Genomic DNA, 21,990 nt, shown 5'->3' with positions numbered 1-21,990 from the left:
TAGTAGTGCAAACTTTTCTACTACAAAACGTTTGGCGCACTCGGCCAATGGCCGACGGGGAACCTCATGACGCAAGCTAATAACGCCGTGTACACCGATCTGAGCATCGACGATCTGGTCAAAGAAGCCCTGAGCCGTGGTGAAGGCGAGCTTGCCGACAATGGTGCACTGGCGGTTACAACTGGCCATCGTACAGGCCGTTCGCCAGCTGACCGCTTCATCGTTGAAGAGCCGACTACTCAGGATGCCATTGCCTGGGGGCCAATCAACCGCAAGTTTCCGGCTGACAAGTTTGATGCTCTGTGGGACCGCGTCGAGGCGTTCAACAACGCGCAAGAACATTTCGTTTCCCACGTTCATGTAGGTGCTTCCGAAGACCACTACCTGGCCGTTAAAATGACCACCCAGACTGCCTGGCAGAACCTGTTCGGTCGTTGCCTGTTCATCAACCCGGCTCAGTACAACCCGGCCGGTCGTGAAGAGTGGCAAGTGCTCAATGTGGCCAACTTCGAATGCGTGCCCGAGCGTGACGGCACCAACTCCGACGGTTGCGTGATCCTCAACTTTGCCCAGAAAAAAGTGCTGATCGCCGGTATGCGTTACGCCGGTGAAATGAAAAAAGCCATGTTCTCGGTACAGAACTTCCTGTTGCCTGCTGCCGACGTACTGCCGATGCACTGCGCCGCCAACATTGGCGAAGCGGGCGATGTGACCCTGTTCTTCGGCCTGTCCGGCACCGGTAAAACCACCTTGTCGGCCGATGAAAGCCGTTACCTGATCGGTGACGACGAACACGGTTGGGGCGAGGGCGTAGTGTTCAACATCGAAGGCGGTTGCTATGCCAAGTGCATCGACCTGTCCGAGAAGAACGAGCCGGTTATCTGGAAAGCCATCAAGCACGGAGCCGTGCTTGAAAACGTTGTTCTGGACGATGCCAAGCACCCTGACTACGCCGACGTCAGCCTGACCCAGAACAGCCGTGCCGCCTACCCGCTGGAGCACGTTGCCAAGCGTTCCGAGAAGAACCTGGGCGGCGAGCCAAACGCTGTGATCTTCCTGACCTGCGACCTGACTGGCGTGCTGCCACCGGTTTCGATCCTCAGCGAAGAACAGGCGGCTTACCACTTCCTGTCCGGCTACACCGCATTGGTGGGTTCGACTGAAATGGGTTCGGGCAGCGGCATCAAGTCGACCTTCTCCACCTGCTTCGGTGCGCCATTCTTCCCGCGTCCGGCTGGCGAATACGCAGAGCTGCTGATCAAGCGTATCCGTGGTTTCGGCTCCAAGGTTTACCTGGTTAACACCGGTTGGACCGGCGGCGGTTACGGCGTTGGCAAGCGCTTCAACATCCCGACCACCCGTGGCGTGATTGCAGCGATCCAGAGCGGTGCTCTGATCGGCGCAGAAACCGAGCACCTGGACACCATCAACCTCGACGTGCCATTGGCCGTACCGGGCGTTGACACTGTTCTGCTCAACCCGCGTAACACCTGGGCAGACAAAGCTGCCTACGACGAAGCTGCCAAAGCCTTGGCCGGCCTGTTCGTAGAGAACTTCAAGAAGTTCGACGTCAGCGACGCGATCAAGGCTGCCGGCCCGAAGCTGTAAGCATCCGGTCAGTCAGTTGGTCCACGAAAAAGCCGCCTGAATGGGCGGCTTTTTTGTGCATCGTGCCCCGGTCTGAAAAAGGTTCACACCTTCGCGGGTTATGTCCGGGGATGTCAGACTGCTGGATATCTCAAAGGAGTTACAAGATCCGGCAGTTCCATCCTCTTTGCGCTATTTCTCCGCGTTGTGAAAACCACCGAAAATCCGACTCAAAATTCAAGAGTCCTAACCTCATAGGTTCTTGCCCTGCCAGTCTCTGCGCAGCATAGTCCTCGAAAATCGGACGGTCTATGATCCTTAATTGACTTGGATTCTCGATACCCGCTTCACCGATTTGCCAAGGGTAATTCCTGGGATGAGTGCCGGATATGGTCTGTCTTACTTGATTTACATACTCGGGATTGGCAATAACCGGATAACCATATTGCTGTAATTGCCCATCAACCACACCAGCGTTCCCACGGAAAGGCAGCTCTAGTGGTTCAGGCGGCCTGGCCGCATAAACAGAAGTTCGGTTAGCTGAGTTGGTCTGCCCTATGTTTTGCAAATCGCCACGGGACAAACGCGGCAAGAAACTTTCCCTGGTCGGCCCTTGTTCCAGCAGGTAAGACAGGTCCATGTCGCGCATGGGCGAACGCGAGCCAACTCGTTGAGCGTGACCTGGCAATGCCCGTCCTCCTCCCGGCACCCCCCCCGCATGCTGCAACTTGTGCTGCCAGCCACCGACAAACTTGCCTACTTTTTTCACTCCCTTGGCCGCCGCCCCGGCGATTGACGGCGCCGCCGACGCCAGACCTGTGGCCATGCCCACAAAACCCAGAATCCGACCCGCGCTTTCATTGCCGGTGGCCAGCAAGGCTATCGAGGCCACGTCTGCGGCCAGTGACACGACGCTTAAGGTCGCGGTGGTCACTGCGGTGATGTAACTGGCGGTCAACGCCGCAGCGGGAGCCGCCAGGGCACCGAATGAGGCCACCGCGCCCATCACCCCGAACGCAATCCCCACCGCTGGCAGCAACCAGTCCAGCCACGAATGGCCCGAGGGGTCGATGCGGTTGACCGGGTCGCCGGCGCAGTAGGCATAGCCATTGAGGCCGCCTTCACCGAAGGGGCTGAGGCTGTCACGGCTGTGAAAACGCATCAGCGCCGGGTTGTAGATGCGGTAGTCGCCCAAGAAATACCAGCCGGTGACGTCCTCGCGCAGGCTCCCGGCATAGCCCAGACGGCTGGTCCCGGCCACGCTTGAACCATAGGCGCCATAGACCGGGTGGTTGATCCCGTCTTGGGCTTCAGTGGTGACCGAGCCCTGGGCATCGGTGCCCAGCAGCATGACTTCACGCACTGCCGAAGCCAGTCGACTTTCAGCCACCGGCACCGCACCGGCCCGCACCCAGCGGGTTTGAGTGTCTTCACCCGTCTCGCAGCTGAGCTGGCCGCCGGTGTGGTAACGCCAGCGCGGCCCGCGAGCATCCTCGGTCTTGATGATGTTGCCACCGGGGCCGTAGTGCCAACGACGCTCGCCTGTAGGCAGGGTGACCCCGATCAGTCGGCCGAGGGCGTCGTAGTGCAGTGGATTACCTTTCTCGTCGCGTTTGAGATTGCCGAGGGCGTCGTACTCCAGGGTGACCGGTGCCGGGTAATCGCTTCGGCTGTGGCTGATGTTTATCAGCTGGGTGAGGTCAGAGGGGTTGTAGGTAAATGTGGTGACATTGTTTGCGTTGGCGTCGGCCAATACCGTTTCCAGACGGCGCACATTGTCCAGCGCATCGTATTCGAAGTGCTGCTCGCGGTAGGTTTTGCCGTGGGCGTCTTCGGGCAATTCCTCGCCCACGAGCCGCTGGGCGATCATGCGGCCACGGATGTCGTAGTCGAAGGTTTCACGACGTACCAGAACACCGTCCCGGGTCAGTTCGCGCTGGGTCAGCTTGCCGTCTTTGCGCCATTGCTGAGTCTGGACTTCTACATGTTGTGCGCTGGGTGTGTGGGTTTCGGTGGTGCGACGGGCCGGACGTCCGAGGCTGTCGTAGCCCAGGGTCACGGTCATGTCCCGCGAGCCATCACGGGATTGGGTGCGCTGCTGGTGAATTCGCGAGGCCGCATCGTAGGTGATAGTGACCGTGACGTCTGGGCCTTGCTGCGTACTAAGGCGCCCAAATTTGTCGTACTGGCAGCGCTGTTCGGCGCCGTCGGCATCGGTCAGCCGTGTGACCTTGCCCGATGGCGTGGCGGTTTGCTGTTGCGAGCGTGGTTGGTCGCCTTGCCAGGCGTAATCGGCCCTGGTCAGTTGGCCCGACGGCGACCAGTGATCTTTTTGCAGCCCCAGGTTGCCCTGCGCTTCCAGCAACCGGCCACTCAGAGGATCGTATTTGTTGAACACGCTGATGCCCGGCGCGTGCATCGACAGCAGCGCACCGCCCAGTTCCGGCTGGCGTTCGGTCAGGACCTGGGTGCCGTCGGGCAGTGTCTGGGTATGGGCGTGGATTTGTCCTTCGGCGTATTGCCATTCAGACACACTCTGGCCGATCTTTTCCCACACCAATCGGCCAAGACCGTCGTATTTGCGCTCGCCCAGCAGCACTTCATTGCTGCCTAGCGAAGGATGGGTGATCGACACTGTGGCCGGTAGTTCACCGTCATGGCCTTCGGCGTAGGTGCGCTTGATCACACTGCCATCTGGCAGCGTGGTCGACACCAACCGATCGCGCACATCCCATTCTTGCAAGGTCTCGCGGCCCATGGCGTCGGACTGGCTGACACAGCGGCCCAGCCCGTCATAGGCCCAGCTCAGTTCGTGCTGCAGCACGCCGTCGGCGCAAAACACCTGTTCTTTTAAAGGCTGTCCATTAAGACCATGGGTGGTCACGGTTTTGGGCCCGGCCACGCCATTGGCGTCGGTCTGCCAGCGGGTGCCGGTCAGGGCTACCGGGTCGGCAACAGTGTGTTGGGTGACGCCGTCTGCCCCGGTTTCGGTCAGCACATTGCCCCAGTCATCAAAGGTACGTTCGGTGCTCAGGCTCAGGGCCGGAGTGTCTTCGTTACCGGGGTCGTAGCTGGTCTCCCGAAATACCCGGCCCAACACGTCATATTCGCCAGTCCAGGCGGTATAAGTCTCACCGCTGTCGGTCTGTTTTTCTCGACGAATTTCCCGGCCCATACCATCCAGCCAGACGGTTTCCTTACGCCCCGAAGCGCCTATTCGGCTCTGGCAACGCTCGCTTGCTGACAAGGAATAGGTCCAGTTGACCTCGGCCTCGAACGCCGAATCCGGGGCGGCAACTTCCTGCACCACCCGGCCCAATACATCGTGGGCAAAGGCGATGCGCATCTGTTCATCGGTCTGCTCGGTCACCATCAGGCCCGAGTAAATATCCTGCGAGGATTGGGAGCTGGATTCATGCCCGTCGTGGCCGGTGACGGTGACGTTTTCCTGCAGCACCGCATGCTCAAGCGAGCGGGCATTGCGGGCTTGGTTGAGCTGATAGCTGTAGGAACGGGTGGTGCTTTTACCCTGTACGGTCTGCATTTCACTGAGCATGCGCCCGTGATGGGGCGAGGCTGGATCGACGATAAAGGTCTGGCTGGAACGACCCAGCTCGGTACGCTTTTCACCTTCCACCTGTAGTAAACGTTCTTCACTGCTCTGAATAAAAGTCGGCAGCGCAAACGCCGGTGCATCCTGACGTACTGGCAATGATTGATAGCGATATTGAGTCTGCTTCACCGGGCCTTCGGTGCCGGGCGGTGGACTCACTGTGCGACTTTTCAGACGGGTAATCCTGCCCAACGGATCAGCCGGACAGTTATCGGTCTCACCACTGACCGGGTAGTACTCGGACACCTCAACCGCGCCCAGGGAATTGCGGTGCCAAATCGGGTTGCCCAAGTCGTCGTAACGGGTCTCTTCCTCAGTACTCAATTCACGCAAAACCCGCTGCCCGTCCAGCTGCGCCTTGCGGGTAATCACCTTGTGCGGGAACTGGAAATAAGGCAGTTGCCGGGCAATCGGCAGCCAGGGTTCGTCGTAATAGGTGGTCTCGGTTTCCTGCAGCGTCTGGCCTTGCAGCGTGCGTTCGCGGGTCATCAGATGGAAACGGTTAAAGGTGCGGCTGATGGTCTGCAGCGGCGTGCCCCGGGCATCCATCAGGGTCTCGGTGGAGCCATACAGAAAATCGCCGGCCCCGGTCAGGTGGTAGAGGTTGTCCTCGCGGTTGCGCCACTGGCGCACCGCCGGCCAGCCGAAATAATTGTTGCTGCTATGCAGGCCATAGTCATAACCCACCAATTGCACCGGCTGGCCGTCACCCGGGTCCTTGCGGGTCTGGATGACCACCGGCATGCGTGCGAACGGCGCTCCCGGCGGCAACGTCAGACCGTTGGCTTCGCTGTAGGTCACCTCCTCGGTGCTGCCGGTAGGCTGGGTGCATTTGCTCAGCAGCAACAGGCCCGAGGTTGAAGTGCTGTAGTCAAACTGCCAGCCATTGTCAGGCAACCCGTCCACCGTTACCCGGCGCAACTGCCCGGAGATACGCAGAAAAGTCATCACCACTTGTGAGGGCGTGCCCGGTTGCAAGGTCAGACGGGTCGGGCCTTCATAGTCCAGCGCGACAACGACTCGCCCTTGGGCATCGCTGACGTGCTGCAAATAAGCCGCGTTGCCAATCGAGCGCCAGTCAAAGTTCAGGGCGCTACCATCAGCGCCGACCAGGGTGCGGACCACCCACAGGCTCGGGTGCCCGGCCAACGGCGTCAGGCGTTCAGAGGTGCCGTCGTTGTGGCGGACCCACATCTCCTGGCGCTGCACCGTGACTGTTACCACCGGCAAGCGCACATCGGGAAAACGCATGCCCTGGCCGACAATTTCACCGCGAAAACGCTCGCCGGAGTTCAGCTGAAGTTGCTGACTGGCACCGTCCCACGAGGTGGTGCCGAGCCCCCAGCCCAGGCCAAAACCCTGGTCTTCAGTCATCAAAGGGCTGTAACCGAGGCGCAGCTGGCTGATGGGCCCGCGCAGGTCGTTGGCGGCGCCGGTGGGCAGGCTGATCGAGGCCGAGAACGAACCGGTGCGCGGATCAACCCCGGCACTGACGCTGCTCATAAAGTTGTAGGCACCGGAATAGACGTCGCCGCTGCTGAGCAGGCTGGCGGCGGATTGGATTGCGGGGGTGTGCTCAGATGGGGCAAGCATGCTTGCTACTCCTTGGTTCGCTTGAAGGAGTGGCAACATAGAAGCGCTGACTTGGAGAGAACAACGAGCAAGGGCTGTAGGTGGTGTGACTACAAAAAAACCTGAAGAAACCAGGTTTTTATAAGTGCGGCCGGGTGTCAGCCCCGTGTCTTCCAGCGTTTGTTTATAGCGCATTACCACACAGGCACAGCTCAATACGCCCATCCGGCGCCCAATCGCAAATACGGCTTTAGCGTTTGCCAGTTGGCGCCCAATGCCTGGAGGCATGGGCGTGTTCAGTTTTTATCTACTGCTAAGGGGCCGGGCGCGAAGCTGCCTCCAGATCCATCAAGCCTTGGCCGTAGGCCTCGCTGTTGGCATAGATGCCGCTGCGATTGGCAGTGCTGAGCAAGCGCTCGCGCAACTGTTGTGCAGTCATCTGCGGGTAACGGCTTTGTAATGCCGCCAGAGCCCCGCTGACCAGCGCTGCAGCAGGCGAGGTGCCAATGGTCGGTCCATAGCTGCCGTCCTGCTGTGTGGTGAGCAAGCCATCCCCGCTGTCGCCCCCGGGTACTGCAATACACCAGCGTGCCGCCAGGCCGCAGTAGTTGGACTTCTGGTTGATGGCGGTGCCGTCGCTCTTGAGGGCCATGACAGCAATCCAGCCATGTTCCAGTTCTGGAAACAGGGCTGGCAGGCCCGGCTCGGCAAGGGGTTCACGTTTGACTTCATTGCCGGTGGAAAATACGAAAACGGCACCGTCCGCTACCAGCTTTTTGGCAGCCTCCAGCGAGTCGCCCATCAAGCGTTGATAAATAACGGCTTCATTGGTGTTGGCTTCTATCGGGTTGGCCCATGAGTTGCTGATTATCCGTGCGCCCTTGTCATAGCTGAGCTGCCACGCTTGAGCGATTTCAGAGTCGAAGTAGAACGGTTCCTTGTCGTCGCCAAAGCGCATAGGGATCAGTTGGGCGTTGAAGGCCATGCCATGCATGCCTTTTTCGTCTTTGTTGGCGGCCAGAATGCCCGCCATTTGGGTCCCGTGACCCTTGATATCGAGGGTGCCGGGGCGCTTGAGTACAAAGTCATGACCGGGGTCGGCGATGCGCCCCTGGAACTCGGGAAGGGTGTCGTTGATGCCCGAATCAATCAGGGCAACCTTGACGTTCTGGCCGGTGCCGCCCCGGGCATAGAGCGTCGAGGCTTTAACCACCGCAAGAGCTTTTTGGGCACGGTATTCGGTTGTTTCAAACGTGCTTGTATCGAGTTCCTCGGCCGGAGGAGCCCCCGCTGTGGCACAGCCCAGAAGCAGCGCGGGCAGGAGCAGCAGGGTGGTGCGTTGCAGCATGGAACAGGATTGTTTAAACGGATGTTTGGGTAGCGCTTGAGGCATGTGCGGGTCCATCGTTGTTAAATATCCAGGGGCAGCAGACCCGTCGCGACAGTGCGAGCGGTAGTGCCGGTCAAGCGTGTTAATGTCTGCGGTTTTGTTTGGGTGTGCAGGTTTTCTCTGTATCAATTTGTGGCGTTAAACCTGCTGCCTTTTTTCGATCGTCTGCAAAGTCCGCGATAGAGTTTTGCGCTTTGCGACGGTCAATGGAGTGACAGTGATGCACAACACCCTGGAACAGGTTTTCGGTTATCCACAGTTTCGTGCCGGGCAAGAGGCGGCGATCAGTGCCGTGCTGGCCGGGCGTTCGGCGGCCGCGATTTTCCCGACGGGCTCGGGCAAGTCGCTGTGCTACCAGCTTCCCGCCTTGTTGTTGCCGCACCTGACGCTGGTGGTATCGCCCCTGCTGGCGCTGATGCAGGACCAGCTGGCGTTTTTGCAACGCCATGGCATTGCAGCCGCCAGCATTGACTCGGCGCAGAGCCGTGATGACGCCAGCGCCGTCATGGCCCGGGCCAAGGCGGGTGAATTGAAAATCCTGATGATTTCGGTGGAGCGCCTGAAGAACGAGCGTTTTCGAAACTTTTTGCAGCAGGTGCCGATTTCATTGCTGGTGGTGGACGAGGCGCACTGTATTTCCGAGTGGGGGCATAACTTCCGACCGGACTACCTGAAGCTCCCGGACTACCAGCGCCAGTTCAACATCCCGCAAGCCTTACTACTCACAGCAACGGCCACGCCCAACGTGATTGCCGACATGCAGGCCAAATTTGCGATTGCCGAGGAGGATGTCATCACCACCGGCTTCTATCGCGCCAACCTCAACCTGTGGGTCGAGCCGGTCACCGGGGCCGCCAAGCGCCAGCGTCTGGTGCAATGGATGGGTGAACGCATCGGCCAGCCGAGCATTGTGTATGTCACATTGCAAAAGACCGCCGAGCAGATCGCCGCGCATCTGAACCAGAACGGAATCAGCGCCAACGCTTATCACGCCGGTTTGCCCCACGATCAGCGCGAGGGCATTCAGCGTCAGTTCATGGGCGGGCAATTGAATTGCATCGTCGCCACCATTGCCTTTGGCATGGGCATCGATAAAAGCGACATCCGTAATGTGGTGCACTTCGACTTGCCCAAGTCGATCGAAAACTACAGTCAGGAAATCGGTCGTGCCGGGCGCGATGGCCAGCCATCGGACTGTCTGGTCCTGGCCAATCGTGACAGTCTCAACGTGCTGGAAAATTTTGTGTACGGCGACACACCCGAGTTGCAGGGCATTCGCTGTGTGTTGGAAGAACTGCGTGCCTCCATCCCTGAAGGGCAGTGGGAATTCTTGCTTGGGCCTTTGGCCGATCAGAGCAATATCCGTCAGTTACCGCTTAAGACGCTGCTGGTGCAGCTGGAATTGCGTGGCCTGATTGCACCGCGCTATGCCTATTTTGCCGAGTATCGATTCAAGTTCCTCATTGAGCCCGATGCACTGCTGGCCAGATTCGAGGGCGAGCGCCAGCAGTTTGTCTCGGCCATCATCCAGACCTCCAGTCGCGCCCGGACCTGGGCCACGGTCAATTTCGACACGCTGTACAGCCAGCACCGGGCCGACCGTAACCGGGTGGTCAAAGCACTGGATTACTTTCAGGAAAAAGGCTGGATCGAGCTTGAAAGCAAGCAGATGACCGAGGTCTACAGCCTGCTGGTGACAGATTTCGATGCCGAGGCGCTGAGCCTGGAATTGCATGAGTATTTCACGGCCCATGAGCGCGGCGAGATCGTGCGCATTCACGCCATGCTGGCATTGTTCGCCAGCGACACCTGCCTGAGTTATCGCCTGGCGCACTACTTCGGCGACGAACAGGCGCCACATCAGTGCGGGCATTGTTCGGTGTGTGCCGGGCAGGTTGCGCACTTGCCTGAGCCCCCCATGCTGGCGCCGCTTGTGGATAAAAACTTCGAAGCGCTGTGTAGTGCTTTTATCCACAGGCACCAGGAATTCACCGCAAGTTATCCCCCGCAGGAACGCCTGACCCGGTTTTTATGCGGGATCAGCGTGCCGTTGTTTACAAAGATGAAAGCGCGGGCGATTCCGGGGTTTGCGGCGTTGGAAAACTACCCCTACGCCGAAGTACGGGAATGGGCCGCGCAACATCAAGGCACAGGATATGGGTCAGTCCAAGAGCTCGCGTAATACCCGGGTGAAGTCGCGGCAACTGGCTTCTTCATCGGCATGATGGCCGTCACGGACCACCCACTGGCCATTCACCAGTACGTCGCGCACCTGACGGTCACCACCGGCAAACAACCAGCGGTTGAGAATGGCGTCGTCCCGGGCAGTGGCCAGGTAGGGGTCATTGCCGTCGAGCACCAGCCAGTCGGCGCGCTGGCCTACGGCCAGACCTGCAACCGGCTGGCCCATCGCTTGTGCGCCGCCTGCCAGGGCCGCGTCGTACAAGGTGCGCCCGACCATGGGCTGATCACCGCGATACAGCCGGTTGCGGCGCTGGTCACGCAAACGCTGGCCGTATTCCAGCCAGCGCAATTCTTCGACCACGCTCAATGACACATGACTGTCCGAGCCAATCCCCAGGCGCCCGCCCCGGGCAAGGTAGTCCACCGCCGGAAAAATACCGTCACCCAGATTGGCTTCAGTGGTCAGGCACAGACCAGCCACGGCTTTGCTTTGTGCCATCCGGCCCACTTCATCAGCATCGGCGTGGGTGGCATGGACCAGGCACCAGCGCTGATCAACCTCTACGTTGTCATACAGCCACTGGATAGGGCGTTTGCCGCTCCAGACCAGGCAGTCGTCGACTTCCTTTTGCTGCTCGGCGATATGGATATGCACCGGGCAGGTCTTGTCGCTGGCAGCCAGTACTTGGCGGATCTGTTCGGGGGTTACGGCACGTAACGAGTGAAAACACAGGCCCAAAGCCTGTGCCGGTTGTTGCGCCAGCAGCGGTGTTAACTGTTGCTGCAGCTTCAGGTACTGCTCGGTGCTGTTGATAAAACGGCGCTGCCCGTCATTGGGCGCCTGGCCGCCAAAACCGGCGTGGCTGTACAGCACGGGGAGCAGGGTCAGGCCAATACCGGTCGAACGTGCCGCTTCGCTGATCCGCAGCGCCAGCTCTGCCGGATTGGCATAGGGCTGGCCGGCGAGGTCGTGGTGCACGTAATGAAACTCGGCGACCGAGGTGTAGCCGGCCTTGAGCATTTCGATATACAGCTGGCGGGCAATGACGCCAAGCTGCTCGGGGCTGATTTTGCCGACCAGCCGATACATCAGGTCGCGCCACGTCCAGAAGCTGTCATCAGGATTGCCCGCCACTTCGGCCAGCCCGGCCATGGCACGCTGGAACGCGTGAGAGTGCAGGTTCGGCATGCCCGGCAACAGCGGGCCGCTCAAGCGTTCGGCGTCTTGCGCGTCGGCATTGGCCCGGATGCTGGTCAGGCGGCCATCGGCACCTACCTCGATTCGGACATTGGCAGCCCAGCCTGTGGGTAACAGCGCACGCTCGGCAAAGAAGACGGACATTGGTTCGGCATCCCATGGTTTGTTATTTGTATATACATATACAGACGTTTGCCTGCTCGGTAAACTCCGGCAATCTAGCCCCCCTAACTCATAAACAAGGATTGCCTGTGTCGACTCCGCCTGTCGTGTCCCCGCTGGCCGCCCACATGGGCGATAGTCCGGCCCCGCTATACGCCCGTGTTAAGCAGATGATCACTCAGCAAATCCAGAGTGGTAACTGGCCTGCCCATTACCGCGTGCCTTCTGAAAGCGAGTTGGTCAGCCAGTTGGGCTTCAGCCGTATGACCATCAACCGTGCGCTGCGTGAAATGACCGCCGACGGCTTGCTGGTGCGCATGCAAGGCGTCGGCACCTTTGTGGCCGAGCCCAAAACCCAGTCGGCCTTGTTTGAAGTGAATAACATTGCCGATGAAATCGCTGCTCGCGGGCATAAGCATTCGTGCAAGGTCATCAGCCTGGGTGAAGAGCTCGCCGGTTCAGAGCGCGCCGCCGTACTCGACATGCGCGAAGGGCAGAAGGTGTTTCACTCATTGATCGTGCATTACGAAAACGAAATTGCCGTACAAATTGAGGACCGTTTCGTAAATGCCCAGGTGGCGCCGGATTACTTGAAGCAAGACTTCACGTTGCAAACGCCCTACGCCTATCTGTCCCAAGTGGCTCCCCTGACCGAGGGCGAGCACATAGTCGAAGCGATTCTGGCTGATCCCAAAGAGTGCCAATTGCTGCAAATCGAGCCCGGCGAGCCGTGCCTGCTGATCCGCCGCCGTACCTGGTCGGGCCGTCAGCCTGTTACCGCCGCCCGGTTGATCCACCCCGGTTCCCGCCATCGCCTGGAAGGACGCTTCAGTAAATGAATGAGTTGAACGTATTACGCGCTGCTGATTACCCGCGCATGCCGTGGAAAAACGGCGGCGGCAGCACCGAAGAAATTACCCGTGACGCAGGCGAAGGCCTTGAAGGCTTTGGCTGGCGCCTGTCCATTGCGGATATCGGTGAATCGGGCGGGTTTTCCCGTTTCGACGGCTACCAGCGGATTATCAGCGTGCTGCAAGGTGCAGGCATGAACCTGCAGGTCGATGGCGCGAGTACCCGGGCATTGTTACCGTTCGATGCCTACGCGTTCAAAGGTCAAAGCACGGTCAGCTGTACCTTGATTGACGGGCCAATCCGTGACTTCAATCTGATCTATGCGCCTGATCGCTACACCGCCCGCCTGCAATGGCTGCAAGCGACAACACCGCTGCGTTTCTTCAGCTCGGCCCGGACCCTGCTGGTTTTCGGTGCTGATGAACACGTCAGTGTCTGTGTGGGTAACACTCGCCACGAACAACTTGGGCGTTATGACTGCCTTCAACTCAACGACAATAGTGAGTTGCTGGAAATCACTGTGACCGGTCGCTGCTGCGTGATTGAGTTGAGCGGGATTTAACCCGCTACCTGTAGGAGCGAGCTTTTGGTGGCCGCATTTAAGAGCTCGCGAGCAAGCTCGCTCCTACAGGGTTAAGTTATTGCTGTGCCTCATCTTGTTACCGAACGCCCCAAAAAGACGCAAAACCCCGCTCCAGTAACATCCCTTCGCTTTACCTCTCACCCCTTCCAAAAAAATCCTTCATGTCTCATGGCCTTGATTTTCAAGCCTTGCAGCGGCGTGCGCTTAAATTTCACGGGCTGATATCTCACTTTGGCCGCTTACTTGCATATGCTTGTATGTACAAGTACATAAGTGTGCGTCGACCCTCTTGTCCCCCGACGCATCTGCCCATCGCTGAGGAGTTACCCGTGACTTCAACTACCCCTAAATCGCCTGCTGCGTTCACCCGTCATCGTGAGGGTGAAATCCGCGCTGCCCGTGGTACCCAGCTCACTGCTAAAAGCTGGATGACTGAAGCGCCGCTGCGGATGTTGATGAACAACCTCGACCCGCAAGTGGCCGAGAACCCGACCGAGCTGGTGGTGTATGGCGGTATTGGGCGGGCAGCGCGTAACTGGGAGTGCTACGACAAAATCGTCGAAAGCCTGACCAACCTCAATGACGATGAAACCTTGCTGGTGCAATCGGGCAAGCCGGTCGGCGTGTTCAAGACCCATAGCAACGCGCCGCGGGTACTGATCGCCAACTCCAACCTGGTGCCGCACTGGGCCACCTGGGAACACTTCAACGAACTCGACGCCAAAGGCCTGGCCATGTACGGCCAGATGACCGCCGGCAGCTGGATCTACATCGGCAGCCAGGGCATCGTTCAGGGCACCTACGAGACCTTCGTCGAGGCCGGTCGCCAGCATTACAACGGCAGCCTCAAAGGCAAGTGGGTATTGACTGCAGGCCTGGGCGGGATGGGCGGGGCGCAGCCACTGGCCGCTACCCTGGCCGGCGCCTGCTCGTTGAACATCGAGTGCCAGCAAAGCCGCATCGACTTCCGTCTGGCCACGCGCTATGTCGACGAGCAAGCCGCCGATCTGGATGACGCACTGGCCCGTATCGCGAAATACACCGCTGAAGGCAAGGCCATCTCCATCGCCCTGTGCGGCAACGCTGCCGAGCTGCTGCCGGAAATGGTCCGTCGTGGTGTGCGCCCGGACATGGTCACCGACCAGACCAGCGCCCACGATCCGCTCAACGGTTACCTGCCAAAAGGCTGGACCTGGGAGCAGTACCGCGACCGCGCCGTGACCGATCCGGCTGCCGTGGTCAAAGCCGCCAAGGCTTCGATGGGCGAACATGTTGAAGCCATGCTGGCGTTCCAGAAGGCCGGCATTCCAACCTTCGACTACGGCAACAATATCCGTCAGATGGCCAAGGAAGTCGGCGTCGAAAACGCCTTCGACTTCCCGGGTTTCGTGCCGGCGTACATCCGCCCATTGTTCTGCCGTGGTGTAGGGCCGTTCCGTTGGGTTGCTCTGTCGGGCGATCCTGAGGACATCTACAAAACCGATGCCAAGGTCAAAGAACTGATTGCTGACGATGCCCACCTGCATAACTGGCTGGACATGGCGCGCGAACGCATCAGCTTCCAGGGTCTGCCGGCACGTATCTGCTGGGTCGGCCTGGGCCAGCGCGCCAAGCTGGGTCTGGCGTTCAACGAAATGGTGCGTAGCGGCGAGTTGAAAGCACCGATCGTGATCGGTCGCGATCACCTGGACTCCGGTTCGGTATCAAGCCCGAACCGCGAAACCGAATCGATGAAAGATGGCTCGGATGCCGTATCCGACTGGCCACTGCTTAACGCCTTGCTCAACACCGCCAGCGGCGCGACCTGGGTGTCCTTGCACCACGGCGGCGGCGTAGGCATGGGCTTCTCGCAGCACTCGGGCATGGTGATTGTGTGTGACGGCACCGACGAAGCGGCCGAACGCATTGCCCGCGTGTTGCATAACGACCCGGCCACCGGCGTGATGCGCCATGCCGATGCCGGCTACGACATCGCCATCGACTGCGCCAATGAACAAGGCCTTAACTTGCCGATGATTAACGGCTAACCCGGCTGGCACCAAAAACTGTGGGGGCTGGCTGTCCAGCTCCCACAGGAACTGCGAATTCAGAGCACATCCCGTTTTCCTTTATTTGAGGTGGGGCACATGGCTGTTAATGATGATCGTGCAGGCGCATCGCCGCTGATCGAAAAACGTTCGATCGACTACATCCCCGAGTCCGAACGTCATGGTCGGCTCTTTAGCCAGTTCACGCTGTGGCTGGGCGCCAACCTGCAGATCACGGCAATCGTGACAGGTGCGCTGGCCGTAGTGCTGGGCGGCGATGTGTTCTGGTCGCTGATAGGCCTGTTTGTCGGGCAGGTGCTGGGCGGCGCGGTGATGGCGCTGCACGGTGCCCAGGGGCCGCAACTGGGTCTGCCGCAGATGATTTCCAGCCGTGTGCAGTTCGGGGTGTATGGCGCGGTGGTGCCGCTGGTGCTGGTGTGCCTGATGTACATCGGGTTTTCGGCCAGCGGCTCGCTGCTGGCCGGGCAGGCGATTGCCCAGTTGCTGCAGGTTGAGGACTGGGTCGGCATTGTCGCCTTTGCCGGCTTTATCGTCGTCCTGACCATCTTCGGCTACCGGGTGATTCACGGCATTGGCCGGGTCGCCAGTGTGCTGGGTGTGATTGCCTTCATCTATCTGTTCTACAAGCTGCTGGCAGCCAATGACATCGGTGCGTTGCTGGCCAACAAGCATTTCTCCATCAGCAGCTTTCTGCTGGCGATCTCCCTGTCCGCCTCCTGGCAAATTGCGTTTGGTCCTTATGTGGCGGATTACTCGCGCTACCTGCCGAGCAAGACTTCGCCGGTCAAAACCTTTTGGGCCATCAGTCTGGGTTCTGTCGTCGGCGCCCAGATTGCCATGGTGTTCGGCGTACTGGCTGCCGCTCTGGCAGGCTCGCAATTCGCCCATCACGAGGTGTCATTCATTGTCGGACTGGGCGGCACCGGCATTGTGGCGGCGTTGCTGTATTTCGCCGTGGCCTTCGGCAAGGTGACGATCACCACACTCAATGCCTACGGCAGCTTCATGTCCATCGCCACCATCGTCAGCGGCTTTCGTGGCAGCCGGCGGATTCCCAGTGGTGTGCGCCTGCTCTACATCCTGGTGATGGTCGCCATGGCCACCACCCTGGCATTGTTGGGCAAAGACTCGTTCCTCAAGGATTTCTCCGCTTTTATCCTGTTTCTGCTGGCGTTTTTCACGCCCTGGAGCGCGATCAACCTGGTGGATTTCTACTGCATTACCAAAGAGCGCTACGACATCCCGGCGCTGTCCAACCCCGAGGGTCGATATGGCCGCTGGAACCGGGTTGGCTTGAGCGTCTATGTGTTTGGCGTGCTGATTCAAATGCCTTTTATGTCGACCCATTTTTACACCGGCCCGCTGGTGGATAGCCTGGGCGGCACCGATATCTCCTGGATCATCGGTCTGGTCGTGCCTGCAGCCCTGTATTACTGGGCTGCAAGGAAGTGGGCGCGGCCGGTTCCCGATCACCTGATTTTACCGGCCGAATCCCATGCGCCCGCCCATACGGCAGCTGTTCTGCCCGTTGTGGCCGCAACGATTTAGCCTGCAAGCATCAACTCGCCCACAGTGAATGGCAGCCAACAAGAATTTCAAAGGAGCATTAATGTGAACCGTTTAAACCTGATCCCCGGCCAACTGAGTCTTGCCCAACTGCGTGAAATCTACCAGCAGCCGGTAACCCTCAGTCTGGACGAAAGCGCTTCGGCGCAGATTGATGCCAGCGTGGCCTGCGTCGAGCAGATCCTTGCCGAGAACCGCACCACCTACGGCATCAATACCGGTTTTGGTTTGTTGGCTTCGACAAAAATTGCCAGCGAAGACCTGGAAAACCTCCAGCGTTCGCTGGTGCTGTCCCATGCGGCCGGTATCGGCGAGCCGTTGAGCGACGACATGGTGCGCCTGATCATGGTGCTCAAGGTCAACAGCCTGAGCCGTGGTTTTTCCGGGATCCGCCGCACAGTGATCGATGCCTTGATCGCTTTGATCAATGCCCAGGTCTATCCGCATATCCCGCTTAAAGGTTCGGTCGGCGCATCGGGTGATCTGGCGCCTTTGGCCCATATGTCCCTGGTGCTGCTGGGCGAAGGCAAGGCGCGCTACAAAGGTCAATGGCTGGACGCCGTTGGCGCCTTGAAGCAGGCCGGTCTTGAGCCGCTGACCCTGGCCGCCAAGGAAGGCCTGGCCTTGCTCAACGGCACTCAGGTATCGACTGCCTACGCGCTGCGCGGCCTGTTTGAAGGTGAAGACCTGTTCGCGGCCGCCATGGCCTGCGGCGGCCTGACGGTGGAAGCGGTGCTGGGTTCGCGCTCGCCATTCGACCCTCGCATTCATGCGGCACGTGGTCAGCGCGGGCAAATCGACGCCGCTGCGATCTACCGTGACCTGCTGGGCACCCGCAGCGAAGTCTCCGAGTCGCACAAAAACTGCGACAAGGTGCAAGACCCGTACTCCCTGCGCTGCCAGCCGCAAGTGATGGGCGCCTGCCTGACCCAGTTCCGCCAGGCCGCCGAAGTGCTGGCCATTGAAGCCAACGCCGTGTCGGACAACCCGCTGGTGTTTGCCGAGCAGGGCGATGTGATCTCGGGCGGCAACTTCCACGCCGAGCCGGTTGCGATGGCGGCCGATAACATGGCCTTGGCCATTGCTGAAATCGGTTCGCTGAGCGAGCGCCGCATCTCGTTGATGATGGACAAGCACATGTCGCAACTGCCGCCGTTCCTGGTGGCCAATGGCGGCGTCAACTCCGGCTTTATGATCGCTCAGGTGACGGCGGCAGCCCTGGCCAGCGAGAACAAGGCGCTGGCCCATCCCCATAGCGTCGACAGTATTCCGACCTCGGCCAACCAGGAAGACCACGTCTCGATGGCACCGGCTGCAGGCAAGCGTCTGTGGGAAATGGCCGAGAACACCCGTGGCGTGCTGGCGGTCGAGTGGCTGGCCGCGTGCCAGGGGCTCGATCTGCGCGATGGTCTGAAAACCTCGGTCAAGCTTGAAATTGCCCGTACCACCCTGCGCAGCAAAGTTGCGTTCTACGAGAAGGACCGCTTCTTCGCTCCGGACATCGAAGCCGCCATGCACCTGCTGGCATCCCGTTGTCTGAATGCGTTGGTGCCTGCCAACATTCTTCCGAGCCTGTAACCCCAAAATCGCAGAACGCTCCTGGAGCGTTCTGCGTATCTGTTTTCGCCGACAAAAATAACTAGGGACGCGAAATGCAAAGTCAAACTCAAGGTTTGAAGCGCGGGCTATCGGCTCGTCACATCCGTTTTATGGCGCTGGGTTCAGCGATCGGGACGGGTCTTTTTTATGGTTCAGCCGCTGCCATCCAAATGGCTGGACCTGCTGTGCTGCTGGCGTATCTGATTGGCGGCGCGGCGGTCTTTATGGTGATGCGCGCACTGGGCGAAATGGCTGTGCGCGACCCGGTCTCCGGCTCGTTCGGTCATTACGCCAGCACCTACCTGGGGCCGATGTCCGGCTTTATCCTCGGCTGGACCTATGCCTTCGAGATGATCATCGTGTGTCTGGCCGATATCACTGCGTTTGGTATTTACATGGGCTTCTGGTTCCCCGAAGTGGCGCGCTGGATCTGGGTGCTGGGCATCGTGCTGCTGATCGGCGGGCTGAACCTGTGCAGCGTTAAAGTCTTCGGTGAAATGGAGTTCTGGCTGTCGCTGCTCAAAGTCGCCGCCATTGTGGCGATGATTCTGGCCGGCTTCGGCATCATGCTGTTTGGCATCGGTACTTCCAGCACGGACGCAGCTGCCACCGGAATCAGCAATCTCTGGGCCTATGGCGGCTTTATACCCAATGGTATCGGCGGTTTGATCGCTTCGTTTGCAGTGGTGATGTTTGCGTTTGGCGGCATTGAAATCATTGGCATCACTGCCGGCGAAGCCAAAGACCCGCAGCGCGTCATCCCCAAGGCAATCAACGCAGTCCCGTTGCGGATTTTGCTGTTCTACGTGCTGACCCTGTTTGTGCTGATGGCCATTTACCCTTGGACCCAGATTGGCAGCCAGGGCAGCCCGTTTGTGCAGATTTTTGACAGTCTGGGCATCAGCTCGGCGGCTACCATCCTCAACATTGTGGTGATTTCGGCGGCCGTGTCGGCAATCAACAGCGACATCTTCGGCGCGGGCCGCATGATGTTCGGTCTGGCCCAGCAAGGGCAGGCGCCCAAGGGCTTCGCCAAAATCTCCCGTCACGGTGTGCCGTGGATGACCGTTTTGGTCATGGGTGCCACACTTTTGGGCGGGGTGCTGCTTAACTACCTGATCCCGGAAAACATCTTCCTGGTCATCGCCTCGATTGCGACCTTCGCCACCGTGTGGGTATGGTTGATGATTCTGGTGACCCAGGTAGCCATGCGCCGCTCCATGACCCGTGAACAAGTGGCCGAGCTCAAGTTCCCGGTGCCGTTCTGGCCGTATGCACCCATCGCGGCCATCGTGTTCATGGTGTTTATCTTTGGCGTGCTGGGCTATTTCCCTGACACCCGGGCGGCGTTGATGGTCGGTGCGGTCTGGATTGTGCTGCTGGTGGTGGCTTACCTGCTGTGGGTAAAACCGGCTGCCGGCCGTGCGATTGAAGTGGCTCCCGAGCTTTCCTGAGTTTCTGATCATTGACGGAGTGACTGAATGAAAACCCTGTGGCAGCACTGCAATGTCGCGACCATGGCCAACGGTACGTACTCGATCATCGAGGATGCGGCCATTGTGACCCGTGACGAGTTCATTGAGTGGATAGGCCCGCGTCTGCAATTGCCAGCGGGCGAGTACGGTCGGACCCGCGAACTGGAAGGCGCGTGGGTTACCCCGGGGCTCATCGATTGCCATACGCATACGGTATTTGGCGGTAACCGCAGCGGCGAGTTCGAGCAACGTCTGCAAGGCGTTAGTTATGCAGAAATCGCCGCTGCCGGTGGTGGTATTGCCAGTACCGTGCGTGCGACCCGTGCTGCCAGCGAAGACGAATTGTTCGCCAGTGCCCGTGAGCGCTTGATCTGTTTGCTGCGCGATGGTGTGACCAGCGTCGAGATCAAGTCCGGTTACGGACTGAGTCTTGAGAGTGAGCGCAAAATCCTGCGGGTGATTCGTCGCCTTGGCCAGGAGTTGCCGGTGACGGTGCGCAGCACCTGTCTGGCAGCCCACGCCTTGCCACCGGAATACAAGGACCGTGCTGACGACTACATCGAGCATATCTGCAGTGAAATGCTCCCCGCGCTGGCGGCTGAAGGGCTGGTGGATGCGGTAGATGCTTTCTGCGAATACCTGGCGTTTTCGCCCGCGCAGGTCGAACGGGTGTTCAAAGTGGCCCAGGCGCTGGAGTTGCCGGTAAAACTGCATGCCGAGCAACTGTCGTCCTTGCACGGTTCCAGCCTGGCGGCGCGCTATCAGGCGCTGTCGGCGGATCATCTGGAGTTCATGACTGAAGAAGACGCTATTGCCATGGCAAAAGCCGGCACCGTTGCGGTGCTGTTGCCGGGCGCGTTTTACTTCCTGCGTGAAACGCAACTGCCGCCCATGGATGCCTTGCGCAAGCACGGGGTGAAAATCGCTATCGCCAGTGACCTCAACCCCGGCACGTCGCCAGGCTTGTCGCTGCGCCTGATGCTGAACATGGCCTGTACCTTGTTCCGCATGACGCCTGAAGAAGCCCTGGCCGGCGTGACGCAGCACGCAGCCACGGCATTGGGCATGGGCGAAACCCACGGTTCGCTGGAACCGGGCAAAGTGGCCGACTTTGTAGCCTGGAATATCGATCGCCCGGCAGACCTGGCCTACTGGCTGGGCGGTGATCTGGATAAACGCGTCGTGCGCAATGGCGTCGACGTCGAGCTTTAGGAGAAACGCTTGTGGATAAGGTTCTGACATTCAAACAGGGTCGCGTGCCATTGCTGATCAGCATGCCCCACGCGGGCTTGAAGCTGACCCCGGCAGTCAAAGCAGGTCTGATCCCCGAGGCGCAAAGCCTGCCGGACACCGACTGGCATATCCCGCAGCTTTACGATTTTGCTCAAGCGCTGGGGGCCAGCACCCTGGCGGCCGAGTATTCGCGCTTTGTGATCGACCTCAATCGCCCCGAAGACGATGCGCCGATGTATGTAGGTGCAACCACCGGCCTGTTCCCGGCCACGCTGTTCGACGGCGTACCGTTGTTTCGCGAGGGGCAGGTGCCGTCGGCGGCAGAGCGGGCAACGTATCTGGAGCAGATCTGGAAGCCTTACCACCAGACCTTGCAGCAAGAGCTCAAACGCCTCAAGGATGAGTTTGGCTACGCGCTGTTGTTCGACGCGCACTCCATTCGCTCACAGGTGCCGCATCTGTTTGATGGCCGCCTGCCGGACTTCAACCTGGGGACCTTCAATGGCGCCAGTTGCGACCCGGCCCTGGCCCGAGATCTGGAGGCGATTTGCGCTGAGCACCCGGCCTACAGCCACGTGCTGAACGGGCGTTTCAAGGGCGGACATATCACCCGCCATTACGGCAGCCCTGTGGATAACATTCATGCGGTGCAACTGGAGCTGGCGCAGTGCACCTATATGGAAGAGTTCGAGCCGTTCAAGTATCGCCAGGATCTGGCCGCGCCGACTCAAGGGGTGCTCCGGCAATTGCTGACGCGGATCATCGAGTGGGGCCAACAGCGCTACGCGTAACCTGAACCCTGTAGGAGCGAGCTGTTTGCCAGCGAATGGAAAAGCTCGCGAGCAAGCTCGCTCCTGCAGCGTTATGGGGGAATGCTCATTCCATCAATCGGGTTTATGATGCCGGACGGCAACATTTTTCAGCCTCA

Annotated in this window: 13 protein-coding genes; 10 read left to right on the top strand and 3 right to left on the bottom strand. The window is 59.6% G+C overall.

The features are described 5' to 3' along the window. Window positions 1–66: 66 nt before the first annotated feature. Window positions 67–1,608, top strand: a complete 1,542-nt coding sequence (locus AOC04_RS18895) for a phosphoenolpyruvate carboxykinase (protein WP_060696051.1) — start codon at window positions 67–69, stop codon at window positions 1,606–1,608. Window positions 1,609–1,747: 139 nt separating this feature from the next. On the opposite strand, the gene AOC04_RS18890 is transcribed toward AOC04_RS18895, so the two are convergent. Both AOC04_RS18890 and AOC04_RS18885 read right to left on the bottom strand, forming a co-directional pair. Beyond that, window positions 1,748–6,793, bottom strand: coding sequence for an RHS repeat domain-containing protein (locus AOC04_RS18890; RefSeq protein ID WP_060696049.1), 5,046 nt, complete (start codon window positions 6,791–6,793; stop codon window positions 1,748–1,750). 292 nt (window positions 6,794–7,085) lie between these two features. Further along, window positions 7,086–8,120 carry a S8 family peptidase gene (locus tag AOC04_RS18885; protein ID WP_060696994.1) on the bottom strand — a complete coding sequence of 345 codons (1,035 nt, stop codon included), beginning with the start codon at window positions 8,118–8,120 and terminating at the stop codon, window positions 7,086–7,088. Window positions 8,121–8,382: 262 nt separating this feature from the next. Between AOC04_RS18885 and AOC04_RS18880 the strand changes: the two genes are divergently transcribed. After that, window positions 8,383–10,344, top strand: a complete 1,962-nt coding sequence (locus AOC04_RS18880) for a RecQ family ATP-dependent DNA helicase (protein WP_060696047.1) — start codon at window positions 8,383–8,385, stop codon at window positions 10,342–10,344. On the opposite strand, the gene AOC04_RS18875 is transcribed toward AOC04_RS18880, so the two are convergent. Next, window positions 10,324–11,688, bottom strand: a complete 1,365-nt coding sequence (locus AOC04_RS18875) for a formimidoylglutamate deiminase (protein ID WP_060696045.1) — start codon at window positions 11,686–11,688, stop codon at window positions 10,324–10,326. The two genes, AOC04_RS18880 and AOC04_RS18875, sit on opposite strands and share 21 nt — an antisense overlap. Before the next feature lie 146 nt (window positions 11,689–11,834). Here AOC04_RS18875 and hutC point away from each other — a divergent pair, with 146 nt between their 5' ends. The 8 genes from hutC (at window position 11,835) to hutG (ending at window position 21,853) form a co-directional block, all read left to right on the top strand. Next, window positions 11,835–12,545, top strand: a complete 711-nt coding sequence (hutC, locus tag AOC04_RS18870) for a histidine utilization repressor (protein ID WP_171970595.1) — start codon at window positions 11,835–11,837, stop codon at window positions 12,543–12,545. Continuing rightward, window positions 12,542–13,120, top strand: coding sequence for a HutD/Ves family protein (locus AOC04_RS18865; protein WP_060696041.1), 579 nt, complete (start codon window positions 12,542–12,544; stop codon window positions 13,118–13,120). The genes hutC and AOC04_RS18865 overlap by 4 nt, the downstream gene beginning before the upstream one ends. Before the next feature lie 350 nt (window positions 13,121–13,470). After that, a complete protein-coding gene (gene hutU / locus AOC04_RS18860) occupies window positions 13,471–15,168 on the top strand; it encodes a urocanate hydratase (protein WP_060696039.1) in 1,698 nt (565 codons plus the stop codon). Between the two features lie 99 nt (window positions 15,169–15,267). After that, window positions 15,268–16,737, top strand: coding sequence for a purine-cytosine permease family protein (locus tag AOC04_RS18855; RefSeq protein WP_060696037.1), 1,470 nt, complete (start codon window positions 15,268–15,270; stop codon window positions 16,735–16,737). 63 nt (window positions 16,738–16,800) lie between these two features. Then, window positions 16,801–18,333 (top strand): histidine ammonia-lyase, encoded by a 1,533-nt coding sequence (gene hutH / locus AOC04_RS18850; protein ID WP_125878530.1) that lies wholly within the window; start codon window positions 16,801–16,803, stop codon window positions 18,331–18,333. 74 nt (window positions 18,334–18,407) lie between these two features. Continuing rightward, window positions 18,408–19,808 (top strand): amino acid permease, encoded by a 1,401-nt coding sequence (locus AOC04_RS18845; protein ID WP_060696035.1) that lies wholly within the window; start codon window positions 18,408–18,410, stop codon window positions 19,806–19,808. A gap of 27 nt (window positions 19,809–19,835) precedes the next feature. Then, on the top strand, window positions 19,836–21,041 hold the full coding sequence (gene hutI / locus AOC04_RS18840) for an imidazolonepropionase (RefSeq protein ID WP_060696033.1): 1,206 nt from the start codon (window positions 19,836–19,838) through the stop codon (window positions 21,039–21,041). 11 nt (window positions 21,042–21,052) lie between these two features. After that, entirely contained in the window at window positions 21,053–21,853 is an 801-nt protein-coding gene (gene hutG / locus AOC04_RS18835) for an N-formylglutamate deformylase (protein ID WP_060696031.1), read from the top strand. Window positions 21,854–21,990: the final 137 nt, after the last annotated feature.

The organism is Pseudomonas versuta (assembly GCF_001294575.1).
GTDB classification, from domain to species: Bacteria; Pseudomonadota; Gammaproteobacteria; order Pseudomonadales; family Pseudomonadaceae; genus Aquipseudomonas; species Aquipseudomonas versuta.
Note: the sequence above shows the minus strand (reverse complement) of the source record. Positions and strands in the feature narration are given on the sequence as shown.

What these genes read in the sequence shown, in the direction of transcription:
- hutC (WP_171970595.1), top strand. Translation starts at nt 11,835, where the DNA reads ATGGGCGATAGTCCGGCCCCGCTATACGCCCGTGTTAAGCAGATGATC.
- AOC04_RS18885 (WP_060696994.1), bottom strand. Translation starts at nt 8,120, where the DNA reads ATGCTGCAACGCACCACCCTGCTGCTCCTGCCCGCGCTGCTTCTGGGC.
- AOC04_RS18865 (WP_060696041.1), top strand. Translation starts at nt 12,542, where the DNA reads ATGAATGAGTTGAACGTATTACGCGCTGCTGATTACCCGCGCATGCCG.
- AOC04_RS18895 (WP_060696051.1), top strand. Translation starts at nt 67, where the DNA reads ATGACGCAAGCTAATAACGCCGTGTACACCGATCTGAGCATCGACGAT.
- AOC04_RS18845 (WP_060696035.1), top strand. Translation starts at nt 18,408, where the DNA reads ATGCAAAGTCAAACTCAAGGTTTGAAGCGCGGGCTATCGGCTCGTCAC.
- AOC04_RS18875 (WP_060696045.1), bottom strand. Translation starts at nt 11,688, where the DNA reads ATGTCCGTCTTCTTTGCCGAGCGTGCGCTGTTACCCACAGGCTGGGCT.
- hutI (WP_060696033.1), top strand. Translation starts at nt 19,836, where the DNA reads ATGAAAACCCTGTGGCAGCACTGCAATGTCGCGACCATGGCCAACGGT.
- AOC04_RS18880 (WP_060696047.1), top strand. Translation starts at nt 8,383, where the DNA reads ATGCACAACACCCTGGAACAGGTTTTCGGTTATCCACAGTTTCGTGCC.
- AOC04_RS18855 (WP_060696037.1), top strand. Translation starts at nt 15,268, where the DNA reads ATGGCTGTTAATGATGATCGTGCAGGCGCATCGCCGCTGATCGAAAAA.
- AOC04_RS18890 (WP_060696049.1), bottom strand. Translation starts at nt 6,793, where the DNA reads ATGCTTGCCCCATCTGAGCACACCCCCGCAATCCAATCCGCCGCCAGC.